Annotated in this window: 15 protein-coding genes; 4 read left to right on the top strand and 11 right to left on the bottom strand. The window is 69.3% G+C overall.

The features are described 5' to 3' along the window. Positions 1 to 257 precede the first annotated feature (257 nt). Both C1Y63_RS00925 and C1Y63_RS00920 read left to right on the top strand, forming a co-directional pair. The gene (locus C1Y63_RS00925; protein ID WP_146128815.1) at positions 258 to 959 is read left to right on the top strand and encodes an LGFP repeat-containing protein; all 702 of its coding nucleotides are present in this window, start codon (positions 258 to 260) and stop codon (positions 957 to 959) included. Between the two features lie 259 nt (positions 960 to 1218). After that, entirely contained in the window at positions 1219 to 1776 is a 558-nt protein-coding gene (locus tag C1Y63_RS00920; RefSeq protein ID WP_106014684.1) for a GNAT family N-acetyltransferase, read from the top strand. A gap of 211 nt (positions 1777 to 1987) precedes the next feature. Here the strand turns inward: C1Y63_RS00920 and C1Y63_RS00915 are convergent, their stop codons facing one another. The 3 genes from C1Y63_RS00915 to C1Y63_RS00905 all read right to left on the bottom strand — a co-directional run bounded on the left by C1Y63_RS00915 (position 1988) and on the right by C1Y63_RS00905 (position 6370). Then, positions 1988 to 3736 carry an MDR family MFS transporter gene (locus C1Y63_RS00915; protein ID WP_106014590.1) on the bottom strand — a complete coding sequence of 583 codons (1749 nt, stop codon included), beginning with the start codon at positions 3734 to 3736 and terminating at the stop codon, positions 1988 to 1990. A 158-nt stretch (positions 3737 to 3894) separates the two neighbouring features. Next, positions 3895 to 5445, bottom strand: coding sequence for an MDR family MFS transporter (locus C1Y63_RS00910; protein WP_106014683.1), 1551 nt, complete (start codon positions 5443 to 5445; stop codon positions 3895 to 3897). Between the two features lie 280 nt (positions 5446 to 5725). Beyond that, positions 5726 to 6370: a TetR family transcriptional regulator gene (locus tag C1Y63_RS00905; protein WP_158256049.1), complete on the bottom strand. Its 645-nt coding sequence runs from the start codon at positions 6368 to 6370 to the stop codon at positions 5726 to 5728. A 552-nt stretch (positions 6371 to 6922) separates the two neighbouring features. Between C1Y63_RS00905 and C1Y63_RS00900 the strand changes: the two genes are divergently transcribed. Continuing rightward, entirely contained in the window at positions 6923 to 7195 is a 273-nt protein-coding gene (locus C1Y63_RS00900; protein ID WP_106014588.1) for a hypothetical protein, read from the top strand. A 160-nt stretch (positions 7196 to 7355) separates the two neighbouring features. Here the strand turns inward: C1Y63_RS00900 and C1Y63_RS00895 are convergent, their stop codons facing one another. The 7 genes from C1Y63_RS00895 to C1Y63_RS00865 all read right to left on the bottom strand — a co-directional run bounded on the left by C1Y63_RS00895 (position 7356) and on the right by C1Y63_RS00865 (position 18198). Then, positions 7356 to 11345, bottom strand: coding sequence for an AMP-binding protein (locus C1Y63_RS00895; protein ID WP_106014587.1), 3990 nt, complete (start codon positions 11343 to 11345; stop codon positions 7356 to 7358). Continuing rightward, positions 11345 to 11563: a phosphopantetheine-binding protein gene (locus C1Y63_RS00890; protein ID WP_106014586.1), complete on the bottom strand. Its 219-nt coding sequence runs from the start codon at positions 11561 to 11563 to the stop codon at positions 11345 to 11347. The genes C1Y63_RS00895 and C1Y63_RS00890 overlap by 1 nt, the downstream gene beginning before the upstream one ends. Before the next feature lie 285 nt (positions 11564 to 11848). Then, positions 11849 to 13561 (bottom strand): (2,3-dihydroxybenzoyl)adenylate synthase, encoded by a 1713-nt coding sequence (locus C1Y63_RS00885; RefSeq protein ID WP_106014585.1) that lies wholly within the window; start codon positions 13559 to 13561, stop codon positions 11849 to 11851. A 75-nt stretch (positions 13562 to 13636) separates the two neighbouring features. Next, positions 13637 to 14899, bottom strand: a complete 1263-nt coding sequence (locus tag C1Y63_RS00880) for an isochorismate synthase MenF (RefSeq protein WP_158256048.1) — start codon at positions 14897 to 14899, stop codon at positions 13637 to 13639. Further along, positions 14889 to 15722 carry an SDR family oxidoreductase gene (locus tag C1Y63_RS00875; protein WP_106014583.1) on the bottom strand — a complete coding sequence of 278 codons (834 nt, stop codon included), beginning with the start codon at positions 15720 to 15722 and terminating at the stop codon, positions 14889 to 14891. Before C1Y63_RS00875 ends, C1Y63_RS00880 begins: the two co-directional genes overlap by 11 nt. Positions 15723 to 15732: 10 nt before the next feature. Beyond that, positions 15733 to 16356 carry an isochorismatase family protein gene (locus tag C1Y63_RS00870; protein ID WP_106014582.1) on the bottom strand — a complete coding sequence of 208 codons (624 nt, stop codon included), beginning with the start codon at positions 16354 to 16356 and terminating at the stop codon, positions 15733 to 15735. Positions 16357 to 16800: 444 nt separating this feature from the next. Beyond that, positions 16801 to 18198 (bottom strand): class II fumarate hydratase, encoded by a 1398-nt coding sequence (locus C1Y63_RS00865; protein WP_106014581.1) that lies wholly within the window; start codon positions 18196 to 18198, stop codon positions 16801 to 16803. Positions 18199 to 18649: 451 nt separating this feature from the next. Here C1Y63_RS00865 and C1Y63_RS00860 point away from each other — a divergent pair, with 451 nt between their 5' ends. Then, a complete protein-coding gene (locus tag C1Y63_RS00860) occupies positions 18650 to 20179 on the top strand; it encodes a YeeE/YedE thiosulfate transporter family protein (protein WP_106014580.1) in 1530 nt (509 codons plus the stop codon). A gap of 4 nt (positions 20180 to 20183) precedes the next feature. Here C1Y63_RS00860 and C1Y63_RS00855 read toward each other — a convergent pair whose 3' ends face one another. Next, positions 20184 to 21260 carry an FAD-dependent oxidoreductase gene (locus C1Y63_RS00855; protein WP_106014579.1) on the bottom strand — a complete coding sequence of 359 codons (1077 nt, stop codon included), beginning with the start codon at positions 21258 to 21260 and terminating at the stop codon, positions 20184 to 20186. Positions 21261 to 21279: the final 19 nt, after the last annotated feature.

Here is a 21279-nt window from a genome sequence, read left to right as displayed (position 1 = left end):
CAGTGGGGTGATTGTTCAAGCCTGTGTAATGCGTAAGATTAATCACAAAATTGCATGGCGCCTGCTATGTGGCAGAAAACTCTGGCATAATGGTTGCCACGGCGAAAAATCGCCACCCCGGCCCTACAATCCCCCAGGCGTGTGAGAGCACATCTTCACCCCCTGGCCCCGCACCCCGATATCGCTCGGGGTGATGCGCGGGGAGTGACTGTGGCGGCTGTGGGTTTGTCGCACATCTTGTAAGGATGGACCGCTTTATGAAGAACACCACCTTCCGCATCACTGCCGCTGCCGCCGCTGTTGCCCTGTCCCTGGGCATGGTTGCGTGCTCCACCGACGAGGTCAAGGACGGCGCCGACAAGGCCGCCTCCTCCGTGTCTGACGCCGCGAAGGCTGGCGCTGACAAGGCCAAGGAGGGCGCCGACAAGGCTGGCGACGTGGCCAAGGATGCTGCCGATAAGGCGAAGGACGGTGCTGACAAGGCCGGCGACGCCGCGAAGGATGCCGCCGACAAGGCCAAGGAGGGCGCTGACAAGGCTGCCGACGCCGCCAAGGAGCAGGCCGACAAGCTGGCCGGCGCACTGTCCAAGGTCACCGACGCGCAGGGCGCTGAGGTCGAGGTGCCTGAGGCCGTCAAGACCGAGTGGGAGAAGTACGGTGCCGCCGACGGTGAGCTCGGCGCCATCACCGACGTCGTGTCCCGCAACGACTCCGATTACGTCGTGAACTTCTCCTCCGGCGACACCATCGTCTACTCCAAGGACTCCGGCGCCGTGCTCATCAAGGGCATGATCGCTGACACCTGGTTCAAGGACGGCGGCTTCGAGAACCCCGTCGGCCTGCCCACCGCCCCTGAGGTGACCAACACCGACGGCTCCGGCTGGACCCAGCAGTTCCAGAACGGCACCATCAACTGGACCAACGCCGAGACCGGCGAGTGGCACGCCGTCGTGTCCTAAACACACAAGGCACGTCGCTCGCCCACGCGGGCGGCCACACACGGGCTTGACGCCCACATCTCACGCACGCCACCAGGCCTGCCGCGAGGAATCCTCGCCGCAGCTGGTGGCGTGCGTGTGTGCATGTTCACGGTGTGCCCACGCCCGCGCTCCCGGCTCACTGCGGGGTGGGTGTGGCGTGGCTCAAGTGCTGGTGGGTGGGTGAAGAATTCTCACAGAACCTTGCACGCACACCATCGAGTCATCAACAATGGCGACCATGTCATCCACCGATGCCCCCACGCCCTTCGTGATCCGCCCCCTGGAGGAATCCGACTACGCCCAGGTGAAGGAGATCTACGAGCACGGACTCGACACCGGCCACGCCACCTTCGAGCGCCACGCCCCCAGCTGGGAGAAGTTCCGCAGCGTGAAGATCATGGACACGGTCTTCGTCGCAGTGGAGGCCCACGACAACACCACGGTGTTGGGATGGGTGTCCGCCGCGCCTGTGAGCCAGCGGGAGGTGTTCCACGGGGTGGTGGAGGACTCCATCTACATTCACCCCTCCGCCCGCGGCCGTGGGGTGGCTGGCGCTCTCCTCGACCGCCTCATTGAGGCCTGCGAGGAGCTCGGCAAGTGGGCCATCCACTCCTGGATCTTCCCCGAAAACGAAGGCTCTGCGGCTCTCCACGCCAGCCGTGGTTTCGAGAAAGTGGGCACCTTCAGCCACATGGCGAAGATGCCCTACGGGGAGTTGGCCGGCCAGTGGCGGGATACGGATGTGTGGGAGAAGCTCCTGCCGAAGCCGGACGGCAAAGGCCCCCACGAGGCCTAAAGACCCCCTCCACGGGCCCGCCCCTGAGCGCACGCCCAATCCTTTGGCACCCCTGTTACTGCCAGATGCGAGAAACGACCCCCTCGCCCACGCACGCCATGTTCTGTGGCGGTGCGTTGCGGCGAGGGGGTCGTGGTGTGCTTCCCCGGGACTGGGTACCTGCAGATGGCGGCTACAGGCGGCGGATGGATGCCCGTGGCCGGGCGCGGCGTTAGTCGCGCGTCTCCGGGGCGGAGGCCTGCGGGGAGGCCGCGGGGCTCGTATCCGCGGTGGCTGCCTCAGCGTGCTGTGCAGCGGTGTCCTCCGCAGTGGTCGGGCTGGGGGCGTGGTCCGCGGCCGCGGCGTGGTCGGCGTCTGCCGCACCTGCTGCGGCGGGCGGGGTGCTCTGCAGCGTCATCGTGCGCAGCGGCTCGTGCTTGATGAGCGCCATGAGGATGAAGGCGATGACGACCATCGGCATGACGTAGAGGAACACCGGGGTGAGCGCGTCATTGTAGGCGCCGATGAAAGCACCACGGATCGGCTCGGGCATCTCTGCGACGAGTGCCGGGGTGACCTGGTTGGGGTCGACCTCACGCCCCGCGAGCTGGGCCTGGGTCTCGGCGGGCAGGCCCGCCATGGCGGACTCGAGGCGCTCCGGCAGGAGGGTGCGCAGGTGGCCGACGAACAAGCCACCCACGAGGGCGGCGCCGAGGGAGGAGCCGATCTGGCGGAAGAAGTTGTTCACGGCGGTGGCGTTACCGACGACCTCCAGGGGCATGGTGTTCTGCACGATGAGCACCAGCACCTGCATGCACAGGCCCAGGCCGACGCCGAGGATGAACAGGTCGCAGCCGATCATCCACAGGGAGGTCTCCGGGGTGAGGCGGTGGAAGAGCACCAGGGAGACGAAGGTGACGACCATGCCGACGAGCGGGTAGGCCCGGTAGGTGCCGGTGCGGGTGATGCGCTTGCCGGAGAAGATGGAGGTGCCCATCATGCCGACCATCATGGGGATCATCATGAAGCCCGCGTCGGTGGCGTCGAGGGAGTGCACCATCTGCAGGTAGGTGGGCAGGTAGCCCAGCACACCGAACATCGTGATGCCGAGCACGAGGCCCGCGGCGGTGGTGAGCAGGAAGTTGCGGTTGGTGAAGAACCCCAGCGGGATGAGCGGGTCGGCGACCCGGGTTTCCACCACCGCGAGGATGACCGCAGTGATGAGGAAGGTGGCGACCAGGCCGAGGATTTCCGGGGAGGTCCAGGCGTAGCGGTTGCCACCCCAGGTGGTGAAGAGGATGAGGGAGGAGGCGGAGATCATCATGAACACGGTGCCGGCGAAGTCCCAGCGCACCGGCTGGCGGCGGGGTGCCAGGTCCAGCTTCCACACAGCGACGGCGATGGCAATCGCGCCGAGCGGGAGGTTCATCCAGAACGCCCACCGCCAGCCGATGGATTCGGTAAACCAGCCGCCGAGCAGCGGGCCCAGCACGCTGGACAGGCCGAACACTCCGCCCATGACGCCCATGTAGCGGCCACGTTCGCGGGCGGGCACGACGTCGGCGATGATCGCCTGTGAGAGGATCATGAGCCCGCCGCCGCCGATGCCCTGGATGGCGCGGCCGGCGATGAGCATGGTCATGGTGTGGGCGAGGCCGCCGACGATGGAGCCGCCGATGAACACCACGAGTGCCCCAAGGAAGAGGGACTTGCGCCCGATGAGGTCGCCGAGTTTGCCGTAGACGGGCAGCATGACGGTTTCCGCCAGCAGGTAGGCGGTGATCACCCACATCATGTGGTCGACGCCACCCAGGTCGCCAACGATGGTGGGCAGAGCGGTGGAGAAAATCATCTGGTCGAGGCTGGCCAGCAGCATCGCCGTCATGAGCGCGCCCATGATCCACCAGATGCGGCGGTTTTCCTCAGGGGTGATGGTGGAGGTGTACGGGGCGGATGGTTCGGTCCGCGTCGCAGCAGTCATAAGTCAGATGTCCTTGCACAAACAATGGGGGAGAAGCAAAAGCGAAGAAGTGAAAAGGTGAAGAAGAAAAGAGGCGAAAGAGAGAGGGAGAGAGAAGAAAGAAAAGCGTGAAAGAAAACCACGCGAAGCATGCGACAGGGGCGCACGCTGCGCGGTCGCTAGTCGACGCTGTCTTTGAGCCGGTCTTCCCTCACGCGGGTGAGGAGTGCGGCCGCCAGCAGGCTCAGCGGCACCAGCATGAGGAACACCGGGGTGAGCGCGTCGTTGTAGGCCACGTCGATGGCGGTGCGCACCGGCTCCGGGAGGTCGGCCACCATGGCGGGCGTGAGTCGGGAGGAACCATCGTGGGCGAACTGCTCCGCCAGCGGCTTGCCCGCCTCACCGAGGGAGGCAATCGCGGCCGGCAGGCTGGCGGCCAGCTTCGGCTGCAGGTTGGCGACGAACACGCCGCCGACGAAGGCGGAGCCGATGGCGGAACCAATCTGGCGGAAGAAGTTGTTCGCCGCGGTGGCGGTGCCGACCATGGTGACGGGGAAGGAGTTCTGCACGATGAGCACCAGGATCTGCATCGCGCAGCCGAGGCCGAAACCGAAGACGAACAGGCACACGCCGACGTGCAGCAGGCTGGAGGTGGCCTGCAGCTGGCTGAGCAGCACCAGGCCGATGGTGACGATGAGAAGGCCGGCGACGGGGAACCACTTGTAGCGCCCGGTGCGGCTGACAATGTTGCCGACGGTGATGGAGGTGCCCATGAGCCCTGCCATCATGGGGATCATCATCAGGCCCGCGGCCGTAGGCGTCAGGGAGTGCACCATCTGCAGGTAGGTCGGCACGTAGGCCAGGGCGCCGAACATGAAGATGCCGAGGCACAGGCCGGCGGTCGTGGTGAGCAGGAAGTTGCGGTTCCTAAACAGCTGGATGGGGATGATGGGGGTGGTGGCGCGGCGCTCGACGGCGATGAACAGCCCGCCGAAGATCACGGCCCCTGCCGCCAGTGCGAGAATGTGGGCGTCGGTCCAGGGGTATTCGTTGCCGCCCCAGGTGATGACCAGGATGAGGCAGCAGGTGGCGATCGCCATGGTGGCCATGCCCCGCCAGTCGGCACGGCCGGCGCGGCTGCGGCGGGGCAGCTTCAGGAAGAAGAAAATGCCGGCCAGGGCCACCGCGCCGAGGGGGATGTTGAGCCACAGGCCCCAGCGCCAGCCCGGACCATCGGTGAACCAGCCGCCGAGCACCGGGCCCAGCACGCTGGAGACGCCGAAGACGGAGCCCATGATGCCCATGTAGCGGCCGCGTTCGCGGGCGGGCACGACGTCGGCGATGATCGCCTGGGAGAGCACCATCATGCCGCCGCCGGCAACACCTTGGACGGCGCGGGCAACGATGAGCCATGCCATGGAGGTCGCTAGCCCGCCCAGCAGGGAGCCGAGCATGAACAGGGCGACGGAGAACATGAACAGGCCTTTGCGGCCCATCATGTCGCCGAGGGAGCCCATGATCGGCAGGGCAATGGTCTGCCCCAGCAGGAACGCGGTGATGACCCACGTCATGTGGTTAACCCCGCCGAGCTCACCGACGATGGTCGGCAGGGCGGTGGCGAAGATCATCTGCCCCAGGGAGCTCATGAGCATGGTCAGGATGAGGGCGGCGAAAATGAGGCGCACGCTGCCCTGCGCGGGGTCGCGCTGTGGGGCGTGCGGCGGCACCATGCCGGTGCGCGCCGCACCCGCGGGTGCGGTGGGGGTGGATTCTGGTGTGGTCATCTAGTCATCCTTGGTCGACTCAAGCGCCGTGTGTGGAAAAAAGCTGCACAGGCCGGCTGTGAATAAGGAGGAAAAAAAGCTCTCTCTTCCGCGCGCCTGCGCACGGGGTTCTCGCGGAAAGAAGGAAGAAAGAGAAGAAAGAAGAACAGAAAAGGCAGAAAGAGGCAGGAAGAAAAGGGGGTGGGAAGAGGAGAAAAGGGGGAGAACGCGGACGGCTGCCTGCGAGCTAGGTGCGGCCGCGGCTGGTGATGGTGTCGAGGTAGCCGAGGCAGGCGTGGCAGGCCCGGCGCAGCGAATCGTCGGATTCGTCCTCGCCCTCCGCCCAGCGGTGCAGTCCGAGCTCCAGGCAGGAGGTCACGAGCATCATGCAGGTGTCGGCCTCGGCACTGGTGGACACATCGGTGAGGAGGCGCTGGTTGGGGTGGGCCTGGAAGTACAGGTCGAGGGCGTGCCGGTAGGCCAAGTGCGCGGAGATGAAGTGCTTCATCCGGGCGGTCGCCAGCTGGGGCACGGAGCTGAGAATCGCTTTGCGGCGTTTCCACACGGTGGTGGAGGTGTTGCCGTGTCCGGCGATGAAGTTGTCCAGCACCAGGTCCACCAGGGATGGCAGGAGCGGGGTGTGGGTGGTGGCGACGAAGGCGGCGGTGCCGTCCTCATCAAGGAGGGTGGGCACGGGGCCGAGGACCGCGGTTTCTTTGTTGTCGACGTAGTTAAAAAACGTGCGCTTGGAGATCCCCGCCGCCGTGCAGATGTCTTCCACGGTCACCGCGTCGAAGCCGTGTTCTTCGACCAGGCGGGTGGCGTGGTCTTCGATCGCGGCGAGGGTGGCGCGGCGCTTGGCTTCGCGCAAGGGGAGTGCATCAGGAGTCACGGTCGGTAAACCTAGTGCAAAAATGCACGGCGCGCAAACTTGCACCTAGTGCATTATCTGTGGTTCTGTCCGATTCTGTGGGCGTGGGGCGATGGCGCCCACAGTGTGGGGCAAAAGTCCCACGAGCAGTTACAACGGCCCGCATTCCAAGAAATTCCACGCATCCACCTGCCCTGCCCGCGCGCCCAGGGATGCGTCACCAATGTCCGCTTCGCGAACTGTCCGGACATAAACACACAGTGGGAATGCGGCGGCGCGTGTGCGCGCGGGCGCGGTGGCCCGCCGCACGCAGTACCCCCACATTCCGCGCCGCGCAGGGCACAAGGGAGGTGTTATCGCACTGCAACCCACCTCACTGCTGCAGGGGTGCCGGGGGAGGATGACAGGGGTAAACCCCGGCGGTGGGCACCGCCGCCGGTCTATGGTGGGGGTACACCCATCGCTTCGAGAGAAAACCACTCGCCCCCTTTTTTTTCGCCCCCGAGGCACGTGCCCCGGGGCCGAGGTGGCCGCGCACCGCGGCCTCTGCGGGGGCAACGATCGGAGGTTGTCATGACCCGCTCCTGGAGTTTCTACGGTGCGCGCACGCCCGCGGGCTGGGTGGCCGCAGCCTGGTTCATCATCCTCGCCCTCCCGAGCATCCTCGTGGTGGATTCCTGGATTGGTGCCCAGGGCACGCTCATCTTCTGGTTCACCACCTGCGGCGGCTTGGGCGTCGTCGCCAGCGCGATCCGGCTGCGCAGCTGGCTGCTGCTCATCCTCGGCGTGTTCGTGCTCGGCACGTACATCTACCTGGCGTTCTTCCTGCTCGGCTTCGCCCCCTAACGCAGCACAGCGCGCCACCGCGTGTACCCCACGCCCAACACCCCCGCCTGCCACAGCAGTGGCGGGTCGGGGGTGGGTGGGATATGCGATCGCGTCCTCCCGTGCGGCACTACCGCGCGCAGAACACCCCGGGTCAGCACCGGGGTGTTTCGCCGGGGTGTTATCCGTCGAGTGCCGGTGCGTCGGTGGTGTTTCCCAGGAGGGAACCGACGAGACGAAACACTTCCGGTGAGACCATACCGGGGTGATCCACCGGCATCGGGTGCACGAGCAGCTCGTCGACGAAGCCCACCCAGGCGTGCGGGTCCATCGCCTGCGGGTTCCGCTCCGCTTGCACCATGTGGGCCGTGATGTCAGCTGGGCGGGTGCGGTGCTCCCGCATGATCTGCGCGTGGTGCCAGATGAGCTCCAAGATCGTGGTGATGCGCTCCGTGGGGAAGGCCGCGAACACGCCCGGCGCCTCGGCGAGCAGCGCCGCAGCCTCGGCGGGGTCTTCGCACTCCTGCTCAATACCCGCCATGGCGAGCACACCCCGGATGAGCTCAGGGCCCTCCGGTGCCGGCACGTCCTCCCACACGGTGGCGGGGTAGGCGTCCAGCAACACCAGAGTGCCGGTGCGCGCCGGGCGGTGGGCGGCCATGTCCTGGGCGATGACACCGCCGACCGACCAGCCGACAATATCGACGGCCGCATCCGCCCCAAAGGTCTCGTCGATGCGCTCCCAGGCGGCGGCCGCCGCGGCGTGGATGCTGGCGGCCGGCGCGGCATCGCCCACCATGCCGGGGGCCTGCAGGGCGAGCACGGCCCGCCCGGCGGGCACGTGCGGCACCAGGCCGGCGTACGCCCAGCCCAGCCCGCCGGCGGGGTAGAGGCACACCACCGGCCGGCCGGTGGGCGGGGTGTCCGCTGCCCGCAGCAGGAGGGTCTCGGCTGCGGCCGTGGACCAGCCGTCGCCGCCGCGCGCGAGGTGCGCCGCGAGGGCGCGGGCGGTGGGGTGGGCGAAGATGTCGGCGGCGGCCACCGTCGTCCCGAGTAGCCGGCTGAGGTCCCCGGCGAGCTGGACTGCGGTGAGCGAGGTACCGCCGGCGTCGAAGAAGTTCGCCTCCGGGGGCATGGTCTCCCGGGCGAGCCTCTGGGCGAGCGCCCCGCAGATGATGGCCAGCTGCGGGGAATCCACCGCCTCCCCAGCATCCGCACGACCGGCAGTACAGGCGCCCGCACCGTCGGCCGCGAAGGCGTCGTCCAGGGGCGGCAACGCTGCCCGGTCGAGTTTGCCGCTGACCGTCAGCGGCACGGAGGCAATGAGATCCACGACGCTGGGCAGCATGTACTCCGGCAGGGTGGCGGCCAGCTGTTCCCGCACCCCCGCCACCAGGCCTCGTGCTGCGTCCGCATCCGCGCAGGCGGAGGTGTCCGTGGGCACGATGTAGGCGCAGATGTGCTGCTGCCCGGCGAAGTCGCGGACGACGACGACGGCGTCGGCGACGCCGCCCGCGGCGCGCGCCTGGGCGGCAATCTCTCCGGTCTCGAGGCGCTGCCCGCGCAGCTTGACCTGCCCGTCGCGGCGGCCGCCGTAGTAGAGCTCCCCGCCGTGCAGGCTGGCCAGGTCACCAGTGTCGTAGAAGCGGCCGCGCGCCCAGGCGGGCGCACCGACGATCGGGTCCTCGCGGAACACCGCGTCGGTGCGGTCGGGGTCGCCCACGTAGCCGCGGGCGACCTGCACCCCGCCGAGGATGAGGCGGCCGAGGCCGCCGGGTGGGGTGAGCCGCCACTCGTCGTCGACGACGAGGGCGCTGGTGCGCCACACGGCCCGCCCGATGGGGACCGCGCCGGTGCTGTCGTCCGCCCAGGCGGCGGTGACGTCGATGGCGGCTTCCGTCGGGCCGTAGAAGTTCAGCGTCCGTGCGCCGAGGATCTCCGCGACAGCATCGACCTGGGCGCGCTCCAGGGCCTCCCCGGAGGTCACGACCGTGCGCAGGCGTGCAGGCGCGTTCTCGCGCCACACGCTCAGCGCGACGCTGAGCGCGCTGGGCACGAAGTGGCACACGGTGACCCCGGCGGCGTCGATGGCGCGGGCAAGTTCCACCGGGTCTTTGTGGGCCTGCGGCGGGGCAATCGCGGTGGGTATCCCCAGCGACGTCGCGGAGAGCAGCTCCCACACGGACACGTCGAACACGCAGGAGGTTTTCTGCATGAGCACTGCCTCCCCGAGCATCTCCGCCTGCCAGGAAATCCGGTTGGCGATTGCTTCCTGGCCGACGCTGACGCCCTTGGGCAGGCCCGTCGACCCGGAGGTAAACAGCACGTAGGCCTCATCATTCGCACCGACCTGCGCGACCGCGGCCGCCAGCAGGTCCGCCCCCGCCGCGGTCGGTGCCGGCAACCCAAGGTCGAAGCTCGACACCCCGACCCGCAGGGCCGGCACGCTTATCCCACAGGTGGTGATGGTGTCACCCGCGTGGGATCCGGAGCCGCCGAAGGCATCCTCTGCCGTACCCGGGGTGTCGCTCGCGGCGAGGATCCACGCCCCGGGCTGGGTCGTGCGCGCCATGTGCTCGATGCGGGCGGCGGGCAACTCCGGGTCGACGGGCACCCAGGCGATGCCGCAGGCGGCGGCCGCCGCCACCGCCAGCATGAGTGCGGGGCTGCGCGGCAGCATCACCGCCACCCGATCCCCGGGGGTCAGGCCCGCGGCCGCGAAGGCGGCGGCGTAGCGCTCCACGAGGTGGGTGGTGTCGCCGCGGCTAATCCAGGTGCCGTCGAAGAACAACAGCGGGTTGTCCTCGAGGGACGCGGCGCGCATCTGCGCCCGCTGTGCGGCGAACATCTGTGGCAGCGTCACACACTCCGGCGCCCGGTCCTCCCCGCAGGTGGCGGCGAGGAGTTCCCGATCGGCACGGGTTGTTGCCTGCAGCAGTTCGGCACCTTCAGCAGCCTGCGCGAGCATCCCCGCCAAGCGGGCAGCATGGGCGTCGAGGAGCTCCTGCCGGGCGGCACGCCCCGCCCGGGTCGTCTGGCTGATGAGGAACAGTTCTTTCTGCCCGCTCGCACCGGTCTGGCAGATGATCTCCACGTCGGCGACGGGCCCCACGGACAGGGTGGCGATGGTGGCGACCCCCAGCCCGGGCAGCGGCACCGTCGGCGGGAACGGCCTGAGGTTCATGCTCGGGCCGGTGAGCGGCTGGGCGGGGGTGCTGCGCGGCAGCTCCGCCCGGAGCTGCTCAATCGGCACCGCGCCCGCGGCCCGCGCCCAGGAGATGGCCTCCTCGTAGTGGCCGGTGGCCTCCGGGGACCAGGGCCCATCGAGGCAGACCACCGGGGCGACCGTGACCTGGGGTGCCGCGACCGGCTTCGTGCCCAGCGGCCGGTTCATCTGCGGCATGCCCAATGCCCAGGCGCCCTCGTGGAGGGTGAAACTGCGGGCGTAGTCGGCGACCACGCCGGCCAGCAGCCCCAGGTCCACCCCGCCGGGCAGCGGGTGGGTGCTGCGCACGCTCACACAGTCGCCGCCCGTGGGGTGCGGCCCCGCCAACACCGGCGGCGCCTGCTCGCCGACGCCGCGCGCGATCCACGCCGCCGCCAGCTCCGAGGGCACGGCCGCCGCCGCAGTGGTGTCGGCCGCAGCGCTGTCGGCAGCGCTGTCGGCACCCGCATCCTCCTCGGGTGCGGCGAAAGGATACGGCGGCAGCGCACCACCTGTTTGCAGGGCGTGAGCTGTGCGCAGCACCCAGCCGATGAACAGGAACATGACGAAACCATCGACCGCGATGTGGTGGGCGCGAATCACCCACACGCCGTCCCCCAGCAGGTGGGCGCACACATCCTCGCCCTGCAGCACCAGGGGCGTCTCAGCGCCTGCGTGGTGGGTGGGGCTGTGCACGAGAAAGTCGTCGATCTCCTCCTCCAACGCGCGACCCGTGCTGGAGGTGGTCGCGAGGTGCAACCACTCGGCGTGGGGCTCACAGCCTGCGGCCGTATACCGCCCGCACAGGGCCGGTACCTGTGCCTGGCAGGTCTCGATGGCCTCCCGCAGGAAGGATTCCTGTAAGCCCTCGGGCAGGGTGACGCGCTCCGCGCAGGCGAACGCCGCACTCGCGGGCTGGAGCGACTGGGCCAGCCAGACAGAGGCCTGGCAGTCGTTGAGCCGCATTAGGACTGACCGCCGCAGATCAGTGCCTCCCAGTCGTTGAGAGTCGGCAAGGACGCAATGGTGAAGAAGTCGACCTCGGTGCCCTGCTCACGCCAGGTTTCCACCAGGGTGATGAGCCGGACGCTGTCGAGCCCCTGGTCGGTGAGCGGGATCGTGGGGTCGATGTCGTCGACGCCGAGGATGGAAGTGACGGAGGAACGCAGTTCGTGGGGAGTCATGGGAGAAACAAAACCCTTCAAGTGGTGGGGAGGGAGAAAACCGGGGAGAAAGCGGCGGGCCGCCGCAAGACAGCGGGCGGCGGGCCACCAGGGGAGGGGGAGGGCACACGCCGGAGGCTGCCGGCACGGGAAAACAACAGGCACAGGGGCCGGCCGGGCGGGGAGCGATCAAACGGCGCCGACCAGCACGCGGGGCTGAGAGCGCTCGCCGGAAGCCAGGGCGTGCAGCTGGCCCCACAGCGCGGGCTTTCAGAGCGCAGGCTGCGTGGGCGCAGTGCCTGCGGATCAGGCCTGTGCGGCGTGCTCCTGTTGCAGCCGCCGCCGCGTGGAGGCGCGCGAGGCTTTGCCTACGGTGGTGGTGGGGAAACTCGTGCGCACGACCACCTGGTCGGGCAGTTTGAACGCGGCCACCCCCTGCTGCTGCAGGAAGTCCCGCACCCCCGCCAGGGTGAACTCCGCCCGCCCCTCGGCGGCCGCAGGATCGGCGGGGATGAGCACCGCACAGGTCTTTTCGCCCAAGTGCTCATCCGGCAGGCCCAGCACCAGGGCATCGGCCACACCACCCATTTGCAGCAGCAGGTCCTCGAGCTCCTCGCAGGAGATCTTTTCGCCCGCCCGGTTGATCTGTTCCTTCGCCCGGCCTTCCACCACCAGGTGCCCGCTGGGCAGCTGGCGCACCAGGTCACCCGTGCAGTAGAAACCCTGCTCGTCGAAGGAGGAGGCGGACACCCCGCCGAGGTAGCCGCGGATGGTGTACGGGCCCCTCGTCCACAGGTTGCCCACCTCGCCGGGGGCGACCGGCTCGCCGGCATCGTCGAGGACCAGCACCTCGTCGTGCTCCGACATGGGGTAGCCCTGGGTGGTGGTGATGAGCTCCTCTGGGTCGTCCAGGCGGGTGTAGTTCACCAGGCCTTCCGCCATGCCGAACACCTGCTGCAGGGTGCAGCCGAGGGTGTCCCGCACCTGGGCGGCCGCCGTGTTGGCGAACTTCGCGCCACCGACCTGCAGCACCTCCAAGGAGCTGAGATCCCGCTCGGTCGAGGTGTTCAGCCACAGCATCGCCAGCGGCGGCACCAGCGCCGCCATGGTGATGCGCTCCTCCTCAATGAGGCGGAACGCGGTGCCCGGGGTGGGGTCGGGGGCACACACGAGGCAGCCGCCGGCGAAGGTGACCCCCAGGATGCCGGGGGAGCTCATCGTGAAGTTGTGCGCCGCCGGCAGCACCACGAGCATGCGGGTGTCCGGGGACAGCTCACACACCTCGACGCTGCGGCGCACGGAGAACAAGTAGTCGGCGTGGCTGCGCCCGATGAGCTTCGGCACGCCCGTCGTGCCCCCGGAGAGCTGCACCAGGCCCAGGCCGTGCGGGTCGACGTCTGCCGGCGGCACGGGTGTGCTGGCCGGGCGGGCGCCGGGCGCGGGCACGAGGAGAACCTGCGGGTCCGCACCCGCCGCGGCGGCGGCCTCGCGGGCGAGTGCCGCGTGCTGGGTGAGCCCGAAGCGCTCCACCGTGAGGATGGCGCGCGCCCCGGCGGCGCTGAGGAAGTGCTCAAGCTCGGTCACCCCGTGCGCGGGCAGCGCGTGCACCGGCACCGCGCCGAGACGCACGACGCCGAAAAAGGCGCCGAAGTACTCGACCGTGTTGGGGCAGAACACCACGACCCGATCGCCGGGCCGCACCCCCTGCTGCACCAGCAGGCAGGCGACCTCCTCCGCGTAGGCATCAAGGTCCGCATAGCTCAGCCGCGCCCACGCCCCCGGGGTGGCGGCGATGGGTGCGACCACGGCGGGGCGCTCCGCGAAGCGGGCGGCAGCCTGGCTGAGGTGCTGGGCGAGGGTGTCATCCGTCCACACCCCACGATCACGCCAGTGCTGGCGCACCGCGGGCGGGTACAGGTCATCCGGGGTGGCCAGCGGCACAGCTACGCCGCCGCCAGCAGGAGGGGTGGAACTCGCGCCGGTGGTGTGCGCGGGGGAGGAAGTGGGGTGGGAAGTCATCGTCTCTTTCGCAAGGGGCGGCGGGGCTGGTCAGGGAGGGACTGGGGAGGCAGCGAGCTGGATGGATGTGAAGGGCTAGTACAGCTCGAGGCCCGGGTTGGGGGCGCTGCGGGCACCGCACAGGGTCTCGTGGTGCGGTCGGCCCATGACCTGCAGGAGGGGGTTGAGGAACGTCGACAGTTTCGTGGTGGTTTCCCGATACTCCTCCTCCGGGGTGGAACCGGCGACGATGCCCGCGCCGGCGAAGGCGTAGGCAGTGCGGTCGTGGGTGATGCCACCGCGCAGAGTCATGGCCCACTCGCAGTCGCCGCCGGCCTCACACCAGCCGACAACACCGGCGAACACCCCACGCGGGGTCGGCTCGAGGCGGCGAATGACCTCCCGGGCGGGGGCCTGCGGCCACCCGGACACCGCCGGGGTGGGGTGGAGTGCGCAGAGCACATCCCAGGAACTCACCCCCGGCTTCAGGGTGCCCCGCATGTGGGTGCCGAGGTGCCAGATCACCGGGGTGGCCAGCACCTCCGGGCCGTCGGGAATGTCCACGTCGGTGCAGAAGCTGCGCAGGACACGCGCGATATCGGCGGTGACGTGGGCGTGCTCCGCGAGGTTTTTGTGCGAGGAGCGGAGGAAGTCGGCGCGCCGGGCGTCTTCCGCCGGGTCCTGGGAGCGGGGGATACTGCCCGCCAGGGGGAAGGTGCTCACGGTGCGGCCGGAGACTTTGAGCACGAGTTCGGGGCTGGCACCCAGCAGGTGCGCGAGGTCCTCTCGGGTGTGCGCCGGGAGGGAGGCGTGGCAGCTGGCGCCTTCCGGGGCACGGGTGGGGGCTTCCACCCCGGCCCGCCCGAGCAGCCAGGGGGCGTCGAGGGCGAGGTCGTAGCCGTAGGCGTAGGGGTTGGCGGCCCAGAGTTTTTCCCGCAGCCGGCCGGTGGGGATGGGGCGCGGCATGGTGCCCACCACCTGCCGGGACAGCACCACCTTGTCGACGTCGCCGGCAGCAATGGCCTCAAGGCCGCGGGCGACGGTGGTGCGGAAGTCGCCGCGCTCGTCGAAGCCGTCGAGGCGGGCCCCGTGCTGCATGGTGGGGGCGTGGGTGGCGGGCGCCAGTGCCGCGCCCTCGTCGTCGAGCTCTGCTCCGGGGCGCTGGAGGCGCTCCCATTCGCGGGGCACGAATAGCCGGGCGGTCGCCTGGGGGGAAAACGGCACCGCGCCGACGACCATGTCGTCGCCCGCGAGCTGCCGCAGCCGGGCCGCATCCCAGGCCTTCGGTGCGATGCGGCGGGCCACCCCGGAGGCGTGCAGCAGGTAGTGGCGGGTGCGGAAGGAGAAATTAGCAGGCACTGGCACCACCATCGACGACGATGTCCTGGGCGGTCATGTGGCCCGCCTGGTCGGAGAGCACAAAGCCCACCGTGTGGGCGATGTCGCGGGGTTCGGCGATCTTGCCGAGCGGGATGCCCGCCTTATAGGTGTCCGGGACTCCGGCGATGAGTACGTCTTCGCTGGCCAGCCCGGTGATCATTTGGGTGCGGGTGGTGCCGGGGCTCACCACATTGCAGCGCACGCCGGCGCGCCCGAGCTCCAGCCCCAGGGAGCGGGTGAGCAGGCTCGCCGCCGTCTTGGAGGCCCCGTAGGCCACCATGTGGGCCCGGGGGATTGCTCCGGAGTTGCTGGCGATCGTGACGATGGAGCCGCCGCCCGCATCGGCCATGTGGCTGCCGAGCCGGGTGGACAGGGCGTAGACGGCGCGGGTGTTGACCGCCCACAGGGCGTCGAAGTCGCCTGCGGTGACGACGTCCGCCGGGCCGCCGAGGAACAGCCCGGCGGCGTTGACCAGGCCGTGGATGGGGCCGGCGGCGGTGAGTTCGTCGACGAAGGCGTTGATGGCGTCCACATCGGCGAGGTCGAGGGCGCGGACGGGGATCTCCCCGCAGGGGGCGGGGTGGGCGTAGCGGTCCGTGGCGATGACCTCCGCGCCGAGGGCGTGGAGGTGACAGGCGACCGCGCAGCCGATACCACCGGCGGCGCCGGTGACCAGGACCCGGGGGTGCGGGGTGCCGTTGATGGTCCAGGTGGTGGTGCCGATGGCGGGGGTGATACTCGGGCGGGGGAGCGCGGGAGAGGTGTCCCGTGCGGCGTCAGAGGCAGGGGTGGTGGGTGACATACGCGGGGACCTAACGGCTCAAGGCGCCCACAACGCGGGCGGTATCGGTGACAACGGCGCACATGCGGGCCGCCTGGTTGAGCGCCAGTTCGTGCATCTCCCGACTGAAATCGGCGCAGGCGTCGGCGACGAGGAAAGGCGCGATGTCCTTCATGAAGGCACTTGTCGCGGTGGTGAGCACCCCAATGTGGGCGTAGATGCCGGCGATGATCAACTGGTCGCGGCCGGCAGCTGCGAGCTGGGCGCGGAAATCAGAGCGCTCGAAGGCGTCGTAGCGCCACTTCGTCAGCACCGTATCGCCGGGCTGCGGCGCAAGCTCGGCGATGATCTCCTCGCCGTCGACAAGGCCGGTGCCCCACAGGTCGGTGAGCAGCCCCCGGTCCTCGGGCTGCTGGTGGGGCGGCTGGGCGGTGTAGAACACCGGCACCCCGTGGGCGCGGGCCACCTCCAGGAGGGTGCGAATGTTGGCGATGGTGCGCTCCATGAGCGCGGAGTCGCCGAAGGGGGCGATGAAGTAGCGCTGCATGTCGTGGATGAGCAGGGCGGCGCGGCTGGGGTCGAGGTCCCAGGTGGCGCGCCCCGGCACACAGTCCTCCACCGTTGGGTGGGGGTAGTGCTCAATCATGGGAATCATGTGGGGGTGCTCCCTAGTGCGGTGAATTCGGGCCGCCCCTTAGGTTAGCTTATCGTTCAGCAAGTGGGTGCAGTCGCACCCTTGCGCACCCTCACCTAGCAGTTGCCGTCCTGCGCGCAGCCAGCTCGGCGTTGCCGCACACCCCCACCCCGGCCACGCTCGCCCCTGGCGTGCCACAGCCCGCGCCGGTGCCGCAGCGCGGGGAATGCGGTGTTGTCACTGGTGGGCGGCGACAACGGGCCTATGCAGGCGTGTTTTTGCTCACCTTTGGCACGTGAGCGCCCCACAGTGCCCCCATTCGGGGGCGCGCATGCGTCAGGCCCCGGGGGCCGCGCCCCGCGCGCGAGTGTCACGCGGGGCGTGCGGCATCCTTCCGGGGCCTTGAGACACACCCATGTGTTCTCCCGCGCGCAGCGGCTGCGGCGCGGGAGAAGAAAAGGGGTGTTACTTGTCGCGGTCCGTGTTGCACATGGCCAGCACGTCGAGGCGGCGGTCCAGCTCTTCCTCGGTGAGCTTCTCGCCATCGACGAAGCCCAGGTCGATGACCGTCTGACGGATGGTCTTGCCTTCCTTCAGGGCGGTCTTGGCCACCTTAGCGGCATTTTCGTAGCCGATGGCGGAGTTCAGCGGGGTCACGATCGAGGGGGAGGACTCGGCGAGAGTCTTCATGCGCTCGGTGTTGGGCTCGATGCCGTCGACGAGGCGCTCGGCAAACACGCGGGAGGTGTTGGCCAGCAGGCGGGCGGACTCGAGGACGTTGCGGGCCATCATCGGGATGAACACGTTGAGCTCGAACGCGCCCTGGGAGCCGGCGAAGGCGACACCGGCGTCGTTGCCGACGATCTGGGCGGCGACCTGGGTGGCGGTCTCACACAGGACGGGGTTGACCTTGCCCGGCATGATGGAGGAACCCGGCTGCAGGTCCGGCAGGTGGATCTCTGCCAGGCCGGTGAGCGGGCCGGAGCCCATCCAGCGGATGTCGTTGGCGATCTTGTTGAGGGAGACAGCCACGGTGCGCATCGCGCCGGAGAACTCGACCAGGCCGTCGCGGGCGGCCTGGGCCTCGAAGTGGTTGACGCACTCGCGCAGTTCCTTGACGCCGGTGAGCTTGACGAGCTCAGCGACGACCTTCGCGCCGAAGTCGGCGGGGGTGTTCAGGCCGGTGCCGACGGCGGTGCCGCCGATGGGCAGCTCGCCGAGGCGGGGGAGGGTGGCCTCGATGCGCTCGATGCCGGCCTCGATCTGGCGGGCGTAGCCGGCGAACTCCTGGCCGAGGGTGACGGGGACGGCGTCCATGAGGTGGGTGCGGCCGGACTTGACGACCTGCTCCCACTCCTTGGCCTTGGCGGCCAGGGAGGCGTGCAGCACCTTCAGACCCGGGATGAGGTCGGTGACGGCAGCTTCGGTGGCGGCGACGTGGGTCGCGGTCGGGAAGGTGTCGTTGGAGGACTGGCCCATGTTGACGTCATCGTTGGGGTGCACCTCCACGCCGGCGGCGGCGCAGAGGGAGGCGATGACCTCGTTGGTGTTCATGTTGGAGGACGTGCCGGAACCGGTCTGGAACACGTCGATGGGGAACTCGGCGTCGTGGCGGCCGTCGGCGACCTCCTTCGCGGCGGCGATGATGGCGTCAGCCTTCTCCGCCGGCAGCAGGCCGCGGTCCTTGTTGACCTGGGCGCAGGCGGCCTTGAGCAGGCCCATGGCGCGGATCTGGGCGGCTTCCAGGCCGCGCCCCGAAATCGGGAAGTTCTCCACGGCGCGCTGGGTCTGGGCCCGCCACAGGGCGTTGACGGGGACCTTCACTTCGCCCATGGTGTCGTGTTCGATGCGGTACTCGGTCATAAAAACCACCTTGTGATTGAGGGGAAAACCCGCGCCACGTCCACCGGCAGACGGGGACAGAAAAAAGGGGTGCGTGTTTTCGGTTCTTTAACTGTGGTGTCCCGCGCGGAGCCGGGTGCGGGGGTGGCCCGCAGGGGCACCAACCGGGCACGCCGTGATGGCGGAGACACCGCGTTTAAGTATGACTGATTTTTCTCTTCGTCGTCGGTGGGTGAGCTGGGGTTCCACCCCGGGGTGGGTGTGAGCTTCGACACTAAAAGACTGCAGGGTCTATTCAAACCGTACCGACTGGTCTAGCGTTGCGTGGTATCGCCCGCCCCGCCGCCGGGCCTGCTGTCCGGTTCGACGCCTGCCACGACGGTGTGCCGCAGCTCGATCAGCGCGGGCGCGCGATGGACACACCACACACAGTCCACACACAAGTCACACACAGAGAAAACACCGACCTCCCATGATCCTCACCGGCCTCATCCTGGGCGTGGTGCTGGGGGCTGTCCTGCAGCGCGGGCGCTTCTGCGTCACCGGCTTCCTGCGGGACATCTACCTCCGCCGCACCTTCGGCCCCTTCGTCGCCCTCCTCATCGTTATTAGTGTTCAGGCCCTCGGCGTGCAGATCCTCAGCGCCGCGGGCATCATCCACCCCGACTACGATCCTTTCGCCCCCTGGGCCGTCATCGGCGGCAGCGTGCTGTTCGGCATCGGCATTGTGCTCGCCGGGGGCTGCGCCTCCGGCACGTGGTACCGGGCCGGCGAGGGGCTCGTCGGCTCCTGGATTGCGCTCGCCGGGTATGCCACCGCGGCCGCCGCCATGAAGACGGGCGCGCTGCGGGGCGTCAACGACTGGGGTCGCAGCGTGACCACCACGCACGTGTCCCCCATCCACGACTTCGGTATCAACCCCTGGTTGCTTAGTTGCGGGCTGGGTGCGGTGACCGCCGTCTGGGCGGCGGTGTACGTGCGCCGCGGCGCCGGCGCCGCGCCCCCTCGCCTGGCCGGGCTGCCCGGTTGGCAGCGGCCGCTGCCGCTGTATGTCGCCGCCGTCGCCGTCGGCCTCATCGGCGTGGCCGCCTGGCCCCTGTCGGCCGCCACGGGCCGCAACGACGGGCTGGGCATCACCACCCCGTCGAAGAACGTGGTGAACTTCCTCGTCACCGGCGAGTCGGAGTTCCTCGACTGGGGCGCGCTGCTGGTCCTCGGCATCCTGCTGGGATCCCTCGTGGCGGCACGTGTCAGCGGCGAGTTTCGGGTGCGGGTGCCGGACGCCCGCACGGCGGTTGCCGCCCTGGCGGGCGGCATCCTCATGGGTGTCGGTGCGAGCTGGGCGGGCGGCTGCACCGTCGGCAACGGCATGGTGCAAACCAGCCTGTTCAGCTACCAGGGCTGGACGGCACTGCTGTTCACCGCCCTGGGCGTATTCCTCGCGGCGAAGTTCTACCTCCTGCGCGGCACCCGTGCCACCGCAGCACAGGCCGCACCCACCCAGGCGCAGGCGCCGGCCCAGTTGGCAGCGGAACACAAGACACCGGGCGCGACCACCGCACCCGAGCAGCAGGCGAGTGCCGCAGGCGCGCGGGCAGAACACGGCCTCGAGTTCGCCGCCCGGATCGCACCCCTGACCCACACCCCAGTGCTTGAGGCCGCCCCACGGCACGCCGCCCCGCAGCGCATCGCCCCGCAGCGCAGGGCGCCCGCGTATGCCCGCGGCGGCGTGGCGCTTGCCGAGGAACCCGTGGCGGAGGAGGACTGGTTTGTGCTCGACACCGTGGGCGATGTGTGCCCCTTCCCCCTGCTGAAGCTGCGGCAGGCCGTCGATGCTCTGCCCGCGGGCGCGTACCTCACCATCACCTTTGACTGCACCCAGGCCACCGAGGCCATCCCCTCCTGGGCCGCCACCGCGGGCCACCGGGTGCACGACTTTCACCGCCTCGGCCCCGCCTCCTGGTCACTCACGCTGCAGGTCGGGGCCGCCGCCGACGACTAGGACCCTATGTCTGCGGGAAGGGCGGGGTGTGCGGGTGGGCAAAAAAGAGATCCTGATCCGCCCACAGCCCCGCCAACTGGCCCTGCGCCTGGGCCTGCGACACGAACGTCATCGCCTGCGGGCGGCCCCGCGGCACAGCCCCATCGCCGGCGGCGAAGACCACCGGATTGCTCGTGCGCTGCTGGTCATCGACGAGGATGCTGGGGCCCTGGGTCTCCAGCCCGAGGGACGTGGCGAGCCCCGCGCCACCCGCCGAGGACTCCGGCACGAAAAACACATGGTCGGCGACGATCCCCTCGTGGCCCTGTGCGTGGACGGTTACCTCATCGCCGTCCCCAGTGATCGCAGTGACCCGGGTCTGGATCACCTCCACAGCCAGTGCCGTGAGCGCCGCCGCCATCTCGTCGCTGGGCTCCTCATCGGTGACGAACACGACGTGCTCGCTCAGCCGCTGCCGCACATAGAGTGCTTGGTAGGCGGCCACCATGCCCGCCCCCGGACGGGCCGGATCCGCCCGATGCACCACCACGATTCGGCCCCCACGCGCCTCAAAACCATGGCAATACGGGCAGTGCAACACCTTCGTGCCCCACAGCTGAGCCACACCATCAATCGCACTGACATGATCGTGCTGGCCGGTCGCCAGAATGAGCCGCGCCGCGCGAATCACCCGACCACTACGGACACGTACCTCAACCGCATCGATTGCGGCACCATGTTCGTCGCGCGCCCGCACCACCTGCGCATCAGTGACGTGGTCGTGGAGCCGCAGCACCGTGTCCACCGCATCCAGGGCGGCACGCCCCCGGCGCACATAGTCCTTCGGTGCGATCCCGTTGGCGGCCGGCAACATGTTGATACCCGGCGAGGGGGCGTTGCGATAATCGCCCGAATCAATCGCGATCACCATGCGCTGCTGGCGGCCCAGCACGAGCGCCGCGCTGAGGCCCGCAGCGCCGCCACCGACGACGATGACCTCAGCATCGAGGGCCGGCAACGTGTGTGCATCGGAATCAGGTGCGGGCTGGGTGCAGGCGGCGGGGCCCGGGCTGGACGGGCGCGGGGGAGGGGTAGATGTCATGGGAAAACTCCTTGGGGTG

The organism is Corynebacterium sp. 13CS0277, from assembly GCF_002994655.1.
Taxonomy (GTDB): Bacteria; Actinomycetota; Actinomycetes; order Mycobacteriales; family Mycobacteriaceae; genus Corynebacterium.
Note: the sequence above shows the minus strand (reverse complement) of the source record. Positions and strands in the feature narration are given on the sequence as shown.

Coding starts and splice junctions, on each gene's coding strand:
- C1Y63_RS00920 (WP_106014684.1), top strand. CDS start 1,219: ATGTCATCCACCGATGCCCCCACGCCCTTCGTGATCCGCCCCCTGGAG.
- C1Y63_RS00885 (WP_106014585.1), bottom strand. CDS start 13,561: ATGACTTCCCACCCCACTTCCTCCCCCGCGCACACCACCGGCGCGAGT.
- C1Y63_RS00925 (WP_146128815.1), top strand. CDS start 258: ATGAAGAACACCACCTTCCGCATCACTGCCGCTGCCGCCGCTGTTGCC.
- C1Y63_RS00860 (WP_106014580.1), top strand. CDS start 18,650: ATGATCCTCACCGGCCTCATCCTGGGCGTGGTGCTGGGGGCTGTCCTG.
- C1Y63_RS00890 (WP_106014586.1), bottom strand. CDS start 11,563: ATGACTCCCCACGAACTGCGTTCCTCCGTCACTTCCATCCTCGGCGTC.
- C1Y63_RS00900 (WP_106014588.1), top strand. CDS start 6,923: ATGACCCGCTCCTGGAGTTTCTACGGTGCGCGCACGCCCGCGGGCTGG.
- C1Y63_RS00875 (WP_106014583.1), bottom strand. CDS start 15,722: ATGTCACCCACCACCCCTGCCTCTGACGCCGCACGGGACACCTCTCCC.
- C1Y63_RS00870 (WP_106014582.1), bottom strand. CDS start 16,356: ATGATTCCCATGATTGAGCACTACCCCCACCCAACGGTGGAGGACTGT.
- C1Y63_RS00855 (WP_106014579.1), bottom strand. CDS start 21,260: ATGACATCTACCCCTCCCCCGCGCCCGTCCAGCCCGGGCCCCGCCGCC.
- C1Y63_RS00865 (WP_106014581.1), bottom strand. CDS start 18,198: ATGACCGAGTACCGCATCGAACACGACACCATGGGCGAAGTGAAGGTC.
- C1Y63_RS00895 (WP_106014587.1), bottom strand. CDS start 11,345: ATGCGGCTCAACGACTGCCAGGCCTCTGTCTGGCTGGCCCAGTCGCTC.
- C1Y63_RS00910 (WP_106014683.1), bottom strand. CDS start 5,445: ATGGTGCCGCCGCACGCCCCACAGCGCGACCCCGCGCAGGGCAGCGTG.
- C1Y63_RS00915 (WP_106014590.1), bottom strand. CDS start 3,736: ATGACTGCTGCGACGCGGACCGAACCATCCGCCCCGTACACCTCCACC.